Raw genomic sequence first — 16,148 nt, 5'->3', positions numbered from 1 at the left:
GAGAAACATTCAAGCTTCAACGAAATGCTGCGCTGGCCGAGTGGCAGCAGCTTAGCGTGGCATAATTGGGGTGCTTTATTGGCAAATTGCGTCAAATAGAGACGAGGTCGCATTAGTCTGACACCACCTTTTAGTGCCATTTTCGCCAAGCGGAGGCGAGGGGAAATCCGTCTCGCTGCCCTTTAAAAGTCAATATGATATATGTGTGGTCTTACTAATATGATTTCTGCGGATGAATTTTCATATTGACGGAGGCTTATTTTAACGTTAAAAAAATAATTGTATCGTTAAAATAATTAGCAAAGGAGGGTAACGTGTTAAAGAGATTATTGTCCGCAATTAGCGTTGGTGTGGTTTCAACGGTTATGTCAATGTCTGTCGGAGTGGCAGCTGATACCTATACTTTGAAGTATGGTCATGTAACGGCCGCCTCTGATGTCTCAGATGATCATATTGCCGCTCTCTGGTTGGAAGATTTTCTGGAGCGCAATTCAAATGGGCGCATCCAGGTTGAGATTTTTCCTGCAGCACAACTCGGCGGGTTTCGTGAGATGTTGGAGCAGGTTCAGCTGGGCACACTAGAAATGACGCAGACAACCGGCGGCGGAATCTCCGGTTTCTTTCCTGAAATTCAAGTTCTTGATATCCCGTATATTTTGCCTAATGATCTTGTAACGACCAAGTTGGGCGAAAGTGTTTTCTTCGATAAGGTGCGTGCAGAGGTGCTTAAGAAGACGCAAAATTTGCGTCTTGTGGCGGTCGCAAATACTGGGAACTGGAGAAATTTCGTGACGAACAAGCCAGTAACAGATGTTAGTGGATTGGAGACACTGAAAATTCGTACTATTGATTCACCCATTCAGTTGAAATTTACCGAGGCTTTAGGGGCCAATCCCACACCAGTTCCATGGGGGGAGCTATATTCAGCCCTGTCGACTGGAGTTGTTGATGGTACGAAAAACTCCATGGCCGACGTGATGCGCTTCAAACTTGGTGAGGTTCTTGATCATGCATTTCTTGACCGTCATTCATTTCTTTATGGATATTTCTGGGTAAGTGATCGTTGGCTTAAATCCCTGCCTTCTGACCTGCAGCAACTCGTTGTTGAAGGTGTGACGCAGGCGGCCAGCATTCAGGCACGGGTAAATGAGAGAGACGAAAGTGTTTACAGCGCTCTCTTTGAAAAATCAGGTGGCAAAATCACCCTGCCGAGTGAAGCTGATCGCGCCGTTATGAAAAAAGCACAAGCCGTAGCCAAAGATTGGTTTGTTGAAGAGTATGGAAGCGAATGGCTGGATCTGCTGGAGGCATCCATTAAAGAAGCTGAAGCAGATATCGCAAATAATGCAGAACGCATCTTAAGCGACAACTAGAGTTTTATTTCCGGAAGCCAAGCGCAATATTGTGCATGGCTTCCATTTAATTAATCGACATAAATCAAATTTAAGCAGACGTCTACAGATATAGGCGAATGATGAGGTGTGACCAAATGGCTTGGCGACTTGGCATAGATACGGGAGGAACTTTTACGGATGTCCTCGCCCTGAATTCGGAAACCGATGAGTGGAGAACACACAAGATCTGGTCCCGACACGATGCTCCTGGCAGCATGTTAGAAGAGGCATTTCGGTCTTTGGGGTTGCAGAAGAGTGAAATTGAATCGATTACATTTGGTACGACTATTGTAACTAACGCTCTCATCGAAAACCGGCTTTCGGAAACAGCGTTGATTGCAACAAAAGGTTTTAAGGATACCCTCTGGATTGGGCGGCAAACGCGTAATCATCTTTATGACATGAACGCAGTTCCTAGGCCGCAACCGTTAGTTCCCATGCCATTATCTTTTGAAGTTAATGAACGGATTGGGCAAGATGGTAATATTGAGCAGGTGCTTTTAGCTGATGAAATAAGATCGGTTGCCAAACTGTTGCCTCCTACATGCAAAGCTGTTGGTGTCGTATTTCTGCACGCCTACAAGAACAACAAAAATGAAGTAGAGGCGGCCGCCGCTCTAGTCGGAAATGTTGAGCATATCTCCATTTCAAGTGAAATTTCGCCGGAAGCCCGAGAATATGAACGGATGGCCGCAACTGTATTGAATGCTTCATTACTGCCAACTGTACAGAAATTTCTTAAATCTCTGGTAAAGGCATATGATGGCGAAGCTTTCTTCTTGTTTCACTCAGCGGGGGGACTGATCCCGATCAATCTGGCAGGCAAATACCCGCTAACCCTTGCAATGTCAGGTCCATCCGCAGGTGTGGAGGCCGCTCGGTCGATCAGTTCCCAATTAGGGAAGAAAGATGTCGTAAGCCTGGATATGGGCGGCACAACGACAGATTGCTGCCTCATTCGTGATGGGGTGGCGCAAATTGTAACACAGGCGAAACTTGGCCAGCATGATGTACGTCAGCCCATGGTAGCGGTGGAGACAGTTGGAGCCGGCGGCGGATCCATTATTGATTTAAGGGGCGACTCTCTGACAGTCGGGCCTGAAAGTGCAGGGGCTTCACCTGGTCCGGCTTGTTATGGTCGTGGCGGTACAAAACCTACTTTGGCGGATGCGGCTGCAGTTCTTGGCTATTTTGGAACGGCGGACACACTTGATCGCCCCGTTAAAATTGATATAGCCGCGGCACAGTCTGCTTTCCGACCTTTGGCAGAGCAATTGAATCTCTCAATTGAGGAAGTGGCTGTCGGGGCAATAGCTATCGGCAATGCGATCATGAGCCGTGCGATTAAAGCAATAACTATGGACAAGGGTATTGATGCACGAAACTGTTCAGTTATTGGATTTGGTGGCGCGGGACCAATGTTTGTGTGTCCTCTCGCTAAGTCTATGGGCATATCAAGTGTGATTGTTCCGGCATTCTCTAGCTCACTCTCTGCGCTTGGATGCTTAACCTCGGCTTCTTCACTTACACGTCAACAGACGGTCAGAATAAATCAGAAAGAGAGCGAAGACGGATCCATCATGCGAGCCTGTATGGATCTGGAGAATATATTACGTGATGAACTTCTGAGTTTTATGCCCAACGAGCCGCGGGAGAATGTGAATGTAACGCGCATTGCTTTGATGCGCTATGCGGGCCAAAGCTATGAAATAGAAGTCCCTCTTACCGACAGTAATGAAGATTTAACAAAGGCCTTTACGGATGCGCATAATGCTCATTATGGCTTTGTGGCAAGTGACCCTTGGATATGCGAAGCCGTTCGTATCACGATCAGCGTAGGCCAAAACAGTTCTTTGACGATCCAGAATGTCGATCTGGATTCAAATACAGTTATTCCAGAATCTACGACATGCTATTTCAATAATTTTGGCTGGAAAGAGACTCGACAAGTCGCTCGAGACTCATTAACCGCCGGGACTGCCGTTGAGGGGCCCGTTTTAATATTGAGCCAATTTTCAACTGTTGTTGTACCTCCGGGATGTCGGGCAAAGGTAATTGAGGGCCAGCATATTGAGATAGAGGTTGATTATGAACAGCATAACTAAAATGAACCCATTTCTTCCAGAAATTATCCGTCAGAACTTGAGCTCAATCGCTGAGGAAATGACCTTGATTGCTATGCGTTCAGCTCGGTCACCTGCATTGCGCGAAGCGGGCGATCTATCATCGGCACTGACGAATGCAGATGGAGAAATCATTGCTCAAGGTAAAGATTTGCCAATTCATCTTGGTGTAATGAGTTACACCGTAAAAGAGCTCATTAAAGCAGTCGGCCGCGATTCAATGGAAGATGGCGACATTTGGATTTTAAACCAACCTTTGATTGGCGGAAACCATCTCCCGGATGTTAAATTGGCAAAGCCAATCTTTATCGACGGAGAACTAATTGCATTTTCACTGTCGCTAGCCCATTGGGCAGATATTGGTGGAGCGTCTCCTGGAAGCTATTTTGCCAGCGCGGAAGATATATGGCAGGAAGGATTGCAAATCCCGCCCATCCGCCTTTATTCCAAGAACAAGGTTCGTCCGGACATTTTAGCATTCATTAAGGCAAATGTGCGCGGGGAAATGGAACGAGAAGGTGACATTATGGCCCAGGTGGCGTCGTTAATGATTGCCGAAAAGCGAATTGTAGAACTTGTTGAAATGCATGGAGCTGGAAACTTTAAAGAGGTATTGGCGAAGCTTTTTGACTTTAGCGAGCAGCAAATGCGTAAAGTCATATCTTCAATACCTGATGGAACCTATTTCGGCGAAGATTTTCTTGACGACGACTGCCGCGATGGACCGCCCGTACCAATCCGCGTGCGGATAGTTGTGGCCGGAGATGAAATTGATTTCGACTTTTCTGAATCTGCTCCCCAGCTTCGCGCTCCCTTGAACACGACGCATTTCGTGACTGTTGCAGGCGTTGCATTTTTTATGAAGACGATTGTTGCAACGGAAGTCTTTCATACGGGCGGTGCGTTTCGGCCTATTTCCATTCACACTCGTAAGGGAACAGTATTGAATCCTGGACGAAATTATCCAGTAGTAGGTGGAAACCATGAAACGGCGCATTGTGTTGTGAATGCGATTACACAAGCATTGGCAGATGTAATCCCGAAAGTTGTTACGGCAGGTGGATGTGCGACCGGTGGATTGCTGATTTTTAGTGGTGAACGCAGTGACGGTACATGGTGGACTTTTTACGAAACGCATGGTGGCGGGGAGGGCGCGCGTCACGACCGTGATGGTGGTGTCGTAACTCGAGTAAATATATCGAATATGATGAATACGCTAGCTGAATTCGTCGAAGCAGAATATCCCCTGAGAGTTATAAAGTCCGCTGTGCGAACCGGCTCTGGCGGGCGCGGTCATTACAACGGAGGTGATGGCTTGGTGCGTGAATACAGAGTTGAATGTGATGAGGCACATTTAACAACGATGTTCCAGCGCCGAATAGTAACACCGTTTGGCCTTTTTGGCGGTGAAAATGGCGAAGCATTCACTGTTACATTGATCCGAAACGATAATTTGCAGACGTTAAAGGGGGCGGAAAACGTAAGGTTGCTGAAAGGTGATGTCGTTAGAATTGAAACGGCTGGCGGAGGTGGATACGGTAAAGCACAGACGGAGGACGCCGCATGAATAACTTTCTAAGTGAGTTCGACCGAGTCTTTATTCGTGCAAATGAGTTCTTGGTCATAACCTTATCAATTGTCATGGTTGTGTCCGTATTTTCCAATCTGACCAGCAGAGTTTTGACGGGTAGTTCTATTTCAGGATCGGACGACCTTGCTCGAGCGTGTCTCATTTGGGTTGTTATGCTTGGAGTTGGCCTCGTCCTTAGGCGGGGAGGGCATGTTGCTGTAAAGACCCTTCAGCAAATGGTGCCGCCAAACACTGCAGTTGCGATCAGAGTGGTTATTTTAGTTGTCGTTGGTGCATTTGCTATTGCAATGGTTTGGGCGGGCTCTCAGTACGCCTGGTTAGGCCGGCATCAGACCATGCCTGTCTTGGGAGTACCCTACGTTTATATTTTTGTATCAGTTCCTCTAGGCGGGCTCTTTCTCTTGATACATTCCATATTGTTTACTCCGGAATTTATTCGCCATTCGGATGAAAATGAGATGTTGGGGTACGAATGATATGCTGACTATTCTTGCTGTTACTTTTTTAATCTTTATCGTAATTGGAGTTCCAGTTTCAATTGCACTTGGCTTTGCAAGTATTTTGTCGGTCTTAATAGACGGTTCATTTCCAATAGTAATAGTTGCTCAGGGACTAGTACGAGGACTTGACAGCTTTCCGTTACTTGCAATTCCCTTTTTTATCCTCTCTGCTGAAATACTAAGTGGAGGTGGGTTGAGCGCGATACTTTTGCGTGTTGCAATTGCTTGCGTAGGGCGAATTCCTGGTGGGTTGGGATATGCGAATATTGGTGGTATCACCTTATTCTCAGGAATTAGTGGCTCAGCTATTGCAGATGTTGCAGGGCCAGGATCTGTTGCAATTAAGATGATGAAAGAGACGGGATATAGTCCTCGGTATGCTGCGGCCCTAACCGCTTCGATTTCCGTTGTGGGACCGATTATTCCACCCTCAATAATCATGGTGCTATACTCTCTGGTGGATGACAGAGTGTCCGTTGGCACATTATTCGTGGCTGGAATTGTACCGGGCCTAATTATAGCGGGTGCAATGTGCTGCGTTAATTTTGTATATACCGCACGTTCTAACACTGATTTACGTATTATTGAAAAAAGAACCCTCGTTGATTTTGGTAGACTTTTATTACAGTCTGTCCCAATTCTTGTTCTGCCTGTCTTTATCATTGTCAGTGTGCATGGAGGCTTGGCGACGCCGACTGAAGCATCAGTGATTGCTGTCGTTTATGCTTTGATAGTTGGTGTGTTTGTCTATAAAACAATCCGATTTTCTGACATTCCAAAGCTCGTATTGACGGCAGCAATAGCATCAATATCCGTTCTAATGCTATTGGCTACAGCACAGCTGTTTTCCTGGGTTTTGACTATCAGTCAGGTCCCGCAGTTAATATATGGAGTTTTTGCAGCGCTTAATCAGTTTGAGTTTTTATTATCGACAATGGTGCTGCTATTGATTGTAGGGATGTTCCTTGAGCCTGCACCGGCAATTCTAATTGTTGGCCCGGTCTTGGCCCCAATTGCTTACTCACTTGGAATAGATCCGACTCATTTTGCAATTATCTTTATTGTAAATGTGACTATAGGCATGTTGACGCCTCCAGTTGGCAGCCTATTGTTTGTGACCAGCGTCGTATCTCGGATTGAATTATTAGCACTTGCGCGATCCATTGCCCCGATTTTTCTGGTCCATATTTTAGTATTGGCCATCTTAGCCATCTTTCCGGATATAGTAACGTGGTTGCCAAACTATCTCGCTCGTTAATGTTGGAGATGTTGGTAGATCAAGAAAGTGTTTACTCAGAAGAATTAAAGATTTTGACATGAAAAGTGAAAGATCCAAACGGCCCACAGTAGCCGACGTTGCTCGAATGGCGAATGTCTCGCCAATGACTGTCTCTAATGTGATTAACGGACGGAAAAATTTAGTACGTGAAGAAACCCGGAAACGTGTGCTGGAGGCAGTAATAAGATTGGATTATCGGCCCAATCTGCGTGGCCGTGCGTTGCGCCTTTCACAAAGCTGGTTAATTGGTCTTGTTATCATCTTCGAAAATGATTCTGACTTTCTTGCGTCCCCTTGGACAAGTCGATTGGTTTCGGCTATGGCAAGTGACGTCAATAGAAAAAGTTACAGTCTCTTGCTTCACAATTGTCGAGAGAATGAACTTAGTGAAGCCGACCTGCGTCGCTTTGCTGACACCGATGCGTTGTGCTTGATGGTTTCGGGAGAAAATGCAAAACGAAATGCAATAATAAACCGGTTTTTGACATTACAGCGGCCCATATTGGCGCTTCAGGAACCAAATGATCCGCCACCCGAAAAAGATGTTGCTTACTTGCGCCAGGACGATTTTGGCGGTGGCTACCTATTGGCTAATCATCTCTATGAACAGTCGGCCCGCAAGATAGCCTTCTTAAAACCAGCAGAACCCTGGCCTGCAATGGAAGAGCGTATTCGTGGCATTCGAGATTTTCAAGTGTCACACCCGGAAATGACGCTCGATATTATTCAAATCGATACGGGAACTTATGACGACGTTCACGCATGCGTTAAATCATATATCAATCACAATGGATTGCCTGACGCGGTTATGGCCGCCAACGAGCAATTGGCATTCTCCATATCTGCGGTTTTGAAGAATATGGGGTTTTCAGTACCTGATGACGTGATGCTAACAGCCTTCAACGCCTTTGATCTTTGGAAATACTCAGATAATCGAATAACTACTGTTGAAGTCCCTGCGCGTGACATGGGGGCGAAAGCCGGCGAGTATTTGTTGCACAGGATAGCTGAAGGCAGGTTTCCGGATAAGACAACTGTTTTTCCAACACGGTTATTGGTTGGTGACTCGACCGGGGGCGTTGATAGCCAGAGAACACATGACCTGACTATATAGCCAAAGTGAAGCGAACTTTGACGCGGTTTGGTTGTTATTCCTCACATTTGTAGGAAAGAGAATAGGGCCCGGAAATCATGAACGAAAAACAACAATCCAGACAAGAGTGGGTCCACAGTCATCGTTCTGGGAAAGAAATATCTATTCTGGAACGCGACCGATCAGTATCAATTTTGGGGAATAATAATAATCCAAGTGTGATGGTAATTGAACGTGCAGACGGTATTTATGTTGAGAACGCTTCCGGTCAAAAGTTCGTGGATCTGTATGGAAATAACTGTCATCACATTGGTTATCGGCACCCTGATTTGTTGGCCGCTTTAATTGAGCAAATGGGAAAAGCGACATTTTCTGGTCGTGGCTTTACAAACCTAACGTCGGTTAAATTGGGGGAAACATTAGCGCGTCTTTGGGGAAATAAATCCGCGAGAATTGCAACAGCACCAAGTGGATCGGATGCGATTGAAATTGCTGTCACCATTGCCAAGGCCGCGACCCAACGATACAAGACGATTTCATTCTATGATGCCTACCATGGACGTAGTTTTGGTGCACTGAGCCTCGGTGGTCGCTCAAGCGATAAAACTATGCTTGGTCCAATGGTTCCGGGCGCAATTCATGTGCCGCCATTTCATCGTCACGGTGATGAGGGGCTGGGCTTTGGTCATGAGCCATATGCGCTTCATTCGCTTGAATCAATTCGAACGGCTTTCAAATATGAGCCAGACATTGCTGCTGTTGTTGTCGAGCCTATACGTAACGGGGCATATGTACCTCCGGATTGGTACTGGCCGGAAGTCCGAAGCCTTTGCGATCAGTATGGTGCACTCCTGGTATTTGACGAAATACCAACGGGTCTTGGTAAAACAGGGGCTTTATTTAATCACACTCACTTCGATGTCCGCCCGGACATAACAGTCGTGGGAAAAGCTTTGGGTGGCGCTGTGCTGCCTGTCGCAGCTGTGATGGTCGGACCCAGTGTATCGATACCGAAAGCGCCAAATTTGGGGTATTTTACACATGAAAAAAATCTGCTGAGCGCACGAGCAGCCCTTACGGTTCTAGAGATTATTCAAAATTACGATTTGATATCCCGCACGATTAACCTTGGTTCATGGGCAAAAATGCGGTTGCAGGATTTGGCGTCGCGTTGCCCATCTGTAAGGGAAATTCGTTGTGTCGGTCTGATGGCGGCGATAGATTTTGGCCCAGAGGATGGCGACCGGGAATTCGCCGCAAATTTTGCACAGCTAGTCTATCGAGAAACAATTGACAGTGGCGTTATTCCTATTTTGCCAAGCGGATCATCAATGACTTTGTCAGTTCCACTCGTTATTTCACAAGAAGAATTAGCTAAAGCAATAGATGTTGTTGAAACATCAATTCAAACCGTTGAAGCACGAATTTCGTAGTGAATTCGGCTTTGACAGAAGAAAATAACTAGTCGGATTTCTGTGATTTCTACTCTTCAGGAATAAAAATCAACAACCCCTCCTGATGTAACAAAACATCGCCTGAAATTATCCGCCTCGCTGTGGCGTTGTATGTCAGATTTCCGTTGTCCCTTCGCAACGTTGAAGATTTACTTCATGAACGGGGCATCGATATTTGCCATGAGACGGTGCGCTATTGGTGGAATAAATTTGGCCCAATGTTCGCAAATGAAATCCGTAAGAAACGGATCCGTCCGTCTCAAAGTTATTTCAACTGGCGATGGCACCTGGACGAAGTATTTGTCAAAATCAATGGCGAAACTCATTATCTGTGGCGGGCCGTTGACCACGAGGGCGAAGTGCTGGAATCCTTTGTTACCAAACGCCGCGATCGCAAGGCAGCAATGGTTTTCCTTAAGAAAATAATGAAACGGTATGGGAAGCCTCATGTCATTGTCTCAGACAGATTACGTTCGTATCGTGCTGCAATGAACTTGATTGGAAATGAAAAGAGTCAGGAAACTGGGCGCTGGTTGAACAATCGCTGTGAAAACTCCCACCTGCCATTTCGACGAAGAGAGCGGGCAATGTTGCAATTCAGGCGGCTGAGTAGTCTGCAAAAATTCGTCTCAATCCATGCTTCAATCTACAATCACTTCAACCATGAACGCCACCTAACCAGCCGAGAAACATTCAAGGTTCAAAGAAATGTTGCGCTGGCCGAGTGGCAGCAACTTAGTGCGGCATAGTAGGGGCACCTTATCGCCATTTTACGCCAAACAGAGACGTGGTCGCATTCGGCTGACAGCACCCTGACAGTACCTGACAACGCCCTTGCGAATGACTGCACAATCGACCACTATGTGCGACAAATATAACTAGAAAAGGTCTCGATCCAATGAACGAAACACTGTCACAATATTCTGAAGCACTGGTAACGTGTGATTGGCTCGAGGCCCATTTGAACGACCTAGATCTGGTTGTATTCGATTGTACGACTTATCTCGTTCCAAATGACGGCCCAAGCCGGCCTTACGATATCCAAAGCGGCAAAGCAGATTACGACGCAGGTCATATTCCTGGCGCCGGATATTTCGATCTACAGAAAGATTTTTCTGTGGCCGACAGTCCTTACCGCTTTACGCTACCGCCGGCCCAGGAGACTGCTGCTGCTTTTGCACGGCACGGTGTGAGCGATGGCAAGAGAGTTGTTCTCTACAGCCGTAAAAACCTGCAATGGGCGACGCGATTTTGGTGGATGCTGCGGTGGCTGGGGTTCGACAATGTGGCAATTCTGGATGGCGGCTATGATAAGTGGGTTGCGGATGGACGCATAACCTCAACCAGCCAGTGTAAGTACCAGGCTGGCCAGTTATCCATCAATTTGAGACCTGAGTTATTCGTCGGCAAAGATGTCGTTCAGAGCGCGATCGGTGCGGGGGAGGTCTGCACGATTAACGCTTTGGCAGCAGATCTGCACAGAGGCGAGAATCCGCGCTATGGTCGTCCCGGCCGCGTTCCCGGCAGCGTTAATGTCCCCGCGACAACATTGTTCAACCCCGAGACAATAGAGTTGCTGCCGATCGACACGGTCGCTCAGGCATTCGCTGGTATCGGAGCCGACCCAACCAAGCGTATCATCGTCTATTGTGGTGGAGGGATTGCGGCAACTCTAGATGCCTTCCTGTTACACGAACTCGGCTATTGTGATATTGCTGTTTACGACAATTCTATGAGCGAGTGGGCAAACGACGTTTCATTGCCAGTCGAAACTGACTGATCGGCAGGGGCTGTCAGAAGAAGGTAGTTGTCTCCCAATCCGGCGCTTCTTACTCTCAGGCATCGTCAGAGGATAATGGCTTGTCGTTCTATTTGTCATTTTCTACTCTCCTTGAACGAGGATTTTTAATCCCTTCCGTTATTCAAGGCATCGCCTGATATTATCCGTCTTGCGTTGATGATGTAGGTCCGGATTCCGCTTTCGCTTCGTATTGTCGAAGATTTACCTTATGAGCGCGGCATAGATATTTGCCAAGAGACTTTGCGCTATTGGCGAAATAAATTTGGCCGATGTTCGCGAGTGAGATACGAAAGAAGCGAATCCAACCATCTCACAATTATTCAAATTGAAAATGGTATCTCGATGAGGTCTTCGTAAAGATCAATGGTGAAGCACGCTATCTCTGGCGGGCAGTCGACCAAGAGGACGAAGTGCTGGAAGTCTTTGCTTCTAAAATTTGGAGCGGCATAGTAGAGGCAATTTCTGTCGTATTGCGCCATACAGAGATCAGTTCGCATTAATGGGATAACGGAGCTGTACTGCCGCGAACGACTAGCGTGGCAGTAGCGACAGAGGAGTGCTGTTGGTTAGTTGGCCTTTCGGACGCAATATGATGAAGGAACCACAATCCACAGGTTGTTGCCAAATCTTCAATCGGCATACGCAAGGTTGTCAATCCAGACCCCCACCATTTGAATTCAGGAGCGTCGCCGAACCCGACAACGGAAAGATCTTCCGGGACGGAAATTTTCATTTGGTGCAAAATCTCCAATATGGCCTGGGTGACGCGAATAGTTCCTGTGATCAATGCTGTTGGCGGATTGGGACGGTTTAGCAGTTCAGTAACTGCGTTAGCACCAAATTGCGCAGATGAAGGCGGGCCAAAAATTTCGATGGCTTCGTCGGGCTCAATACCGCTTTCCGCGAAAGCGCGGCGAAAGCCGGCCCTGCGGGCGTTACCGGTTGATAATTCAAGGGACCCGCCGACATAGGCAATTCGGCGGTGACCGAGATTGAGAAGATGCTTTGTGCCTTCGCATAAACTCTCTTCATCATTGATACCGAACCATGCTGAATTATAAGTATCTACGCGGCGTAGCAGTTGGACATGGGGAAAATTATTCAGTAGATCGCGGGTTTCCCGCTTTGGCTGTGCTGTTGGCACAATAACGATCCCTGCAGCTCTGGCACTGATGAGCTCCGTGACATGGCGTGCTTCTGTTTCAGGATCATTCGCAATTGAGAGCGCCAACTGATAGCCGTTGGCACTGCAGCAGTCTGACAAGGCTTCGGCAATTGTCGCATAGAAATAGTTGCGGATATCAGGCAGCATTAGTCCAATGAGATTGCTTTTTGCGCCGCGCATTTGCCGGGCAGGGAGGTTGCCAACATATCCTAGACGACTGGCGACTTCCTTGACCCGCGATATTGTCTTGGCACTAATGCGCGGATCATCCGCCAAAGCGCGGCCGACTGTTGAAACAGATACGTCAGCTAGTTCTGCTACATCTCGTGCGGTCACCATTTTATAGGATTGCGTCATGTTCCCCACAATATATTATCAAGAGGACCTCCGTCAGGTCCCCTATTTCTAGCCTTCCAATGCAGGCATCTATCAAAAAATGGCCTGAGACAGTATAGCGGATTTAATTTCATTCTCCTGATCACGGTTTTCTGTCACGGCACTTTATGCAAGACGGGCTGATTATGGGCAACACGCCGGCAGTTTTCTTCAATTATCTCAAGGCTTCGATCAATTGTCTGTGGCGTGAGCCAGGCAATATGCGGTGTCATCACGACATTCGGACAGCTTGCCAGAACGTTCCCGGCTTTTAAGGGTTCTTGTTCGAAGACATCTAGCCCGGCTCCAGCGAGCCGTCCAGACAATAGCGCATCTGTCAGCGCAATTTCATCAATAAGATCGCCCCTCGCTGTGTTGATCAAGATGGCGCCGGGTTTCATTTTCTTGATTGCGGCACGATTAAGTAAATGTCGTGTTTCAGGGGTTGAAGGTATATGAAGCGAAAGTATATCGCTACTTTGCAGTAACTGTTCAAACGAAACTGAAGTGGCAATCGCGTCAGGACGTTTAGTGCGGCTCCAATATTGTACTTTGGCGTCAAGCGCGGAAAGTTGGAATGCAAGCCGTTCAGCAACGGCTCCGTAACCGATGAGCCCGACAGTACTTCCATTAATTTCGCCAAGGGCTTCCATCTGATTTGGTAAAAGTTGCCAACCTTTGCCACCTCGTGTCGCGTTGTCAAATTCAGCGATACGACGAAGCGTTGCAAGCATCAGTGCAAGTGTGTGTTCCGCGACGGCGGCAGTGTTCGTGCCTGGCATATTGGCAACGGTCACGCCAGCCTTTCGTGCGGCGTCAAGATCAATCGTGTTGACGCCAACGCCAATTTTTTGAATGAGTTTTAATTTGGGGGCCATTGCAATCATTGCGGCTGTTACCGGCTTTAAGACATGAAGGAATACTTCCGTATCGCTGATCTCTCGAGCGAAACTTTCCTCATCAGTCTCATTAACAATGGCAATATCCAGCCCTTTAACCGTTGAAAAGCGATCTCGCAGGCGGTCACTGGCAGAGAATTGAAGCAGAGCCTTCACGCATCAACCTCCCATTTTAATTTTTGCAGAGTTTTCCGCAAAAACAAGTCCGTCTCTACCGGCGAAACGGGCCTTGGAGCCCAGCGCTTCTTCAATTCTCAAGCATTCGTTCCACTTGGCCATACGTTCAGATCTTGCGAAGGAACCGACTTTGAGCTGTCCTGCATCCCATCCTGTTGCAAGATGTGCGATAATGACATCTTCAGACTCTCCAGATCGCGCGGATACGATTGTTCCGAGACCTGTCGATTTCCCGGCCTCAAGGGCTTTGTGTGTTTCTGTAATTGTTCCGGCTTGATTTGGCTTGATCAAAACCGCCGTTAGCGCATTATCAGCGGCAGCTTTTGTAACGCGCTTTGCATTTGTCACCAGGAAGTCGTCTCCGATAACCTGACATTCGGCACCGAACATTCGGGTAAAAGTTTTGAAACCCTCTGTATCGTTTTCAGCCAGTGGATCTTCAACTGAAAGGATGGGGTAGGTCTTCAGCCATTTTCCAAGTATCTCGATCCACTCGTCGGTATCATATCGTTTGTTGCCAAGGGCGAGCGTATAAAATCCGTCTTCCTCAAATTCGGACGCAGCAACATCCAGTGAAAGTCCGATATCAACTCCGGGTTTGAAGCCAGCTCTTTCAATCGAGATTACCAGACTATCGAGGACTTCTTCATTCGATCGGAAAGCGGGCCAGTAACCGCCTTCATCTGCGACACCTTGCAAACACCCTCTTTCTTTCATAAGCAGGCCAGCCGTTCGATATACCTCTGCCGTCCAATCAAGCGCTTCTGAAAAAGATGTGGCACCGGGACACATGATCATGAAGTCCTGTATATCGACCCGCTGCGCAGCGTGGGCACCACCGCCGAATATTTGAATTTCGGGGAGGGGCATCCGAATGTCATCATCTTGCGCCAGATATTGCCATAGTGGCACTTTGTCTGCTGCAGCGCGCGCCTGTAGCACCGCCATGGATGTTGCGACAATCGCATTTCCGCCCAGCCGGTTTCGGTTTGGGGTGCCATCAAGCGTTATCATCGCTTGATCGACTTCTTCCTGATTGTCGGCGTCCAGCCCGATTAACCGGGCGCTTATCTCGTCATTCACTGCTGAAACAGCGCGCCGGACGTCAAGTCCACCAAAGGTCGGCCCGCCGTCTCTCAAATCGACGGCCTCTCCACTGCCCATGGACGCGCCTGCGGGTGCAATTGCCCTTCCAGTTGCGCCACAGCCCAAACGGATATCGACCTCCACCGTCGGCCTTCCTCGCGAATCCCAGATCCGGCGGCCAAAAACAGATTTTATTGTCGTATCAGTCATTAAGCAGGCTCCTTGCCCATGCGTTTTTGAATTCTGAGAGTTGTTTCGGTGGCGTTTGGATAAAAGGTATTGCGGTTCTCCTGACCTGTTCCTTGTCCCCTTCAGCAGTTACGTATTCGACAGGTGATTTTCCGTCGATACGAGCCAGAAATAACGCAGGTAAAAGCCGTGCCGTACGGGACTCAAGGTCGTTTGCGGACTCCCATTTGACTTGGGCGAAATAGGCGGCCTGCAGTGCATCAAAGGAGGCGAGAAGGTCCTCTCTTCTGGACGGTATATAAACACATTTTAACAGCATGTGATTGAGGCAGAACGCGAGGTCAAACGCGGGCTCCCCGTACCAGGCACATTCCGCGTCCAGAAAAATGGGGCCGTCAGGATCCATCAGGATGTTTTTTGGACTCACATCACCATGGACAAGTGCGCATTCAGCGCCGAGCGTGTCGTCGGCGAGCTGTTGTAAGGTTTCTGCGAGGGATGGATGTATTTTAGCCGTCGCCTTTATGTATGGCTCGACTCGGAGTGCATCAAACGTCTCCGGGACCATAAAATTTCTGGCGACCCTTGCAGAATTCGCCGTGGCTTGGTGGATTTCACCGAGAGATTTACCGACTTTCGCGGCGAACGCGATATCAACCTCACCCGCCATCAATTGGCTTTTCCATGTCGGATGATCCAGAAACTCCATCGCAAACAGTGCCGCGTCGGGTTCACTATAGAGTACTTTCGGGACAACCTGCGGATTGATTTCAGCTGCTTCCTTGATCCAGTTCACTTCATTTACATTACGCGAAAGAGGGGCCTCCCAATGCTGTGAAACGCGCAGTTCGGGCAGGGCGCGTTTAAGCACGAATGTTCGTTCACTCGCATCAATTCTCCATATGTCGGATGAAATGCCGCCAGTAAGTCTTTCCGTCTGAATATTGGAAAGATCTGTTGTCAGATTACTTCGTTCCAGAAATTCCCTGGTGTTTTGGTCAAGCATAGTTGGCTCCATAAGC

Annotated in this window: 12 protein-coding genes and 2 pseudogenes; 10 read left to right on the top strand and 4 right to left on the bottom strand. The window is 47.9% G+C overall.

All coding sequences use genetic code 11. The features are described 5' to 3' along the window. Positions 1 to 314 precede the first annotated feature (314 nt). The 10 genes and pseudogenes from dctP to LKE13_RS18950 form a co-directional block, all read left to right on the top strand. Complete coding sequence (gene dctP, locus LKE13_RS16190) at positions 315 to 1,373, top strand: TRAP transporter substrate-binding protein DctP (protein WP_227952425.1); 1,059 nt, start codon at positions 315 to 317, stop codon at positions 1,371 to 1,373. Positions 1,374 to 1,489: 116 nt separating this feature from the next. Continuing rightward, positions 1,490 to 3,499, top strand: coding sequence for a hydantoinase/oxoprolinase family protein (locus LKE13_RS16185; protein WP_227952424.1), 2,010 nt, complete (start codon positions 1,490 to 1,492; stop codon positions 3,497 to 3,499). Continuing rightward, positions 3,483 to 5,084, top strand: a complete 1,602-nt coding sequence (locus LKE13_RS16180; protein WP_227952423.1) for a hydantoinase B/oxoprolinase family protein — start codon at positions 3,483 to 3,485, stop codon at positions 5,082 to 5,084. The genes LKE13_RS16185 and LKE13_RS16180 overlap by 17 nt, the downstream gene beginning before the upstream one ends. Next, entirely contained in the window at positions 5,081 to 5,584 is a 504-nt protein-coding gene (locus tag LKE13_RS16175) for a TRAP transporter small permease (protein ID WP_227952422.1), read from the top strand. The genes LKE13_RS16180 and LKE13_RS16175 overlap by 4 nt, the downstream gene beginning before the upstream one ends. A 1-nt stretch (position 5,585) precedes the next feature. Further along, a complete protein-coding gene (locus tag LKE13_RS16170) occupies positions 5,586 to 6,866 on the top strand; it encodes a TRAP transporter large permease (protein ID WP_227952421.1) in 1,281 nt (426 codons plus the stop codon). A gap of 58 nt (positions 6,867 to 6,924) precedes the next feature. Continuing rightward, positions 6,925 to 8,001 carry a LacI family DNA-binding transcriptional regulator gene (locus LKE13_RS16165; RefSeq protein WP_227952420.1) on the top strand — a complete coding sequence of 359 codons (1,077 nt, stop codon included), beginning with the start codon at positions 6,925 to 6,927 and terminating at the stop codon, positions 7,999 to 8,001. Between the two features lie 77 nt (positions 8,002 to 8,078). Continuing rightward, a complete protein-coding gene (locus LKE13_RS16160; protein WP_227952419.1) occupies positions 8,079 to 9,413 on the top strand; it encodes an aminotransferase class III-fold pyridoxal phosphate-dependent enzyme in 1,335 nt (444 codons plus the stop codon). A gap of 95 nt (positions 9,414 to 9,508) precedes the next feature. After that, positions 9,509 to 10,183 (top strand): annotated as a pseudogene (locus LKE13_RS16155) (IS6 family transposase); the annotation flags it as partial. Between the two features lie 149 nt (positions 10,184 to 10,332). After that, positions 10,333 to 11,214: a sulfurtransferase gene (locus tag LKE13_RS16150; protein ID WP_227952418.1), complete on the top strand. Its 882-nt coding sequence runs from the start codon at positions 10,333 to 10,335 to the stop codon at positions 11,212 to 11,214. A 177-nt stretch (positions 11,215 to 11,391) separates the two neighbouring features. Further along, a pseudogene (locus tag LKE13_RS18950) lies at positions 11,392 to 11,669 on the top strand (DDE-type integrase/transposase/recombinase); the annotation flags it as partial. 62 nt (positions 11,670 to 11,731) lie between these two features. On the opposite strand, the gene LKE13_RS16140 reads toward LKE13_RS18950, so the two are convergent. The 4 genes from LKE13_RS16140 to LKE13_RS16125 all read right to left on the bottom strand — a co-directional run bounded on the left by LKE13_RS16140 (position 11,732) and on the right by LKE13_RS16125 (position 16,132). After that, a complete protein-coding gene (locus LKE13_RS16140) occupies positions 11,732 to 12,757 on the bottom strand; it encodes a LacI family DNA-binding transcriptional regulator (RefSeq protein WP_227952417.1) in 1,026 nt (341 codons plus the stop codon). A gap of 134 nt (positions 12,758 to 12,891) precedes the next feature. Beyond that, on the bottom strand, positions 12,892 to 13,830 hold the full coding sequence (locus LKE13_RS16135; protein ID WP_227952416.1) for a 2-hydroxyacid dehydrogenase: 939 nt from the start codon (positions 13,828 to 13,830) through the stop codon (positions 12,892 to 12,894). A gap of 3 nt (positions 13,831 to 13,833) precedes the next feature. Next, the gene (eno, locus tag LKE13_RS16130; RefSeq protein WP_227952415.1) at positions 13,834 to 15,147 is read right to left on the bottom strand and encodes a phosphopyruvate hydratase; all 1,314 of its coding nucleotides are present in this window, start codon (positions 15,145 to 15,147) and stop codon (positions 13,834 to 13,836) included. Then, the gene (locus LKE13_RS16125; RefSeq protein WP_227952414.1) at positions 15,140 to 16,132 is read right to left on the bottom strand and encodes a phosphotransferase; all 993 of its coding nucleotides are present in this window, start codon (positions 16,130 to 16,132) and stop codon (positions 15,140 to 15,142) included. Before LKE13_RS16125 ends, eno begins: the two co-directional genes overlap by 8 nt. Positions 16,133 to 16,148 lie beyond the last annotated feature (16 nt).

This window comes from Sneathiella sp. HT1-7, assembly GCF_020731145.1.
Taxonomy (GTDB): Bacteria; Pseudomonadota; Alphaproteobacteria; order Sneathiellales; family Sneathiellaceae; genus Sneathiella.
This window is presented reverse-complemented; position numbering and strand designations above follow the sequence as displayed.